The following is a 576-nucleotide window of genomic DNA, read 5'->3' on the forward strand; positions in this document are numbered from 1 at the left end:
GCGGCGAGCGAAACGGGATTAGCCCAAACCAGAAGGCTTGCCTTCTGGGGTTGTAGGACACTCTATGTGGAGTTACAAAGGAACGGGGTAGATGAAGAGGTCTGGAAAGGCCCGTCAGAGAAGGTAAAAACCCTGTAGTTGAAACTTCGTTCCCTCCTGAGTGGATCCTGAGTACGGCGGGACACGTGAAATCCCGTCGGAAGCTGGGAGGACCATCTCCCAAGGCTAAATACTCCCTAGTGACCGATAGTGAACCAGTACCGTGAGGGAAAGGTGAAAAGCACCCCGGAAGGGGAGTGAAAGAGATCCTGAAACCGTGTGCCTACAAGTAGTCAGAGCCCGTTCATGGGTGATGGCGTGCCTTTTGTAGAATGAACCGGCGAGTTACGATTGCATGCAAGGTTAAGTTGAAGAGACGGAGCCGCAGCGAAAGCGAGTCTGAACAGGGCAAATCAGTATGCAGTTGTAGACCCGAAACCAGGTGATCTACCCATGTCCAGGGTGAAGTCCAGGTAACACTGGATGGAGGCCCGAACCCACGCACGTTGAAAAGTGCGGGGATGAGGTGTGGGTAGC

1 rRNA gene is annotated in these 576 nt (G+C 53.6%); it reads left to right on the forward strand.

Going from position 1 to position 576, the window contains the following annotated elements:
- A 23S ribosomal RNA gene (locus WQ57_RS22525) occupies positions 1-576 on the forward strand; the annotation flags it as partial.

Origin of the sequence: Mesobacillus campisalis (genome assembly GCF_000986785.1) — a bacterium.
Classification (GTDB): Bacteria; Bacillota; Bacilli; order Bacillales; family Cytobacillaceae; genus Mesobacillus_B; species Mesobacillus_B campisalis.